This window comes from Bacteroides sp. 1_1_14, from assembly GCF_000162515.1.
Lineage (GTDB): Bacteria > Bacteroidota > Bacteroidia > Bacteroidales > Bacteroidaceae > Bacteroides > Bacteroides thetaiotaomicron.
Map to the genome: position 1 here is coordinate 1 of NZ_GG774756.1, position 556 is coordinate 556.

At 51.3% G+C, this 556-nt stretch carries 1 protein-coding gene; it reads right to left on the reverse strand.

Translation table 11 applies throughout. The features are described from left to right. Window positions 1-532 (reverse strand): polysaccharide biosynthesis/export family protein (locus HMPREF9007_RS00015; protein WP_008763935.1); only part of this gene is annotated, 532 nt, incomplete at its 3' end. Between the last annotated feature and the right edge of the window lie 24 nt (window positions 533-556).

Here is a 556-nt window from a genome sequence, read left to right on the forward strand (position 1 = left end):
CGTTGGCGGCGGAGACTGTCATACCGCTAAGGTTGACAGGCCCGATCTTCTGAATATTGATGGTGCCTTCAGGAGAGATCTGCTGGCGGATCGTATTCTGGCTAGCACCCCAGATATCGATGATGACTTCATCACCGGGACCCAGACGGTAATTGGCAGGAGTGGCAAGGTTGACACTAGGCTCGAACGTCAGGTTGCGGGTATTGAAGATATTGCGCCCGAAAACCTGGTCCTCACGGGCCAAATCTTCCGTAGTCGGATGATCTTCCAACATGTCGGAAGTATTCTCCTTAGTCTCTTCACGAAGGCGGGATTCGTTGATGTCCGTGCCCGTTGATTTCGAGGTATTTACATTGTTCTGCTGCTCATAGAGCTGCTTCACACGCATAGCCTGTTCCTTGGTCACACCTTTACGCGCAAGCTCGGAAGCAAGCTGCTTCTGTTCCTTGCCTTGCCGGATGCCGTCCTTTACATATTCCAGTACCTGTGAGTCACTCATGGACTGGGCCATAAGCGAGCCACTTCCCAGCATAGAACAAAAAGTAGAATGCTAAAA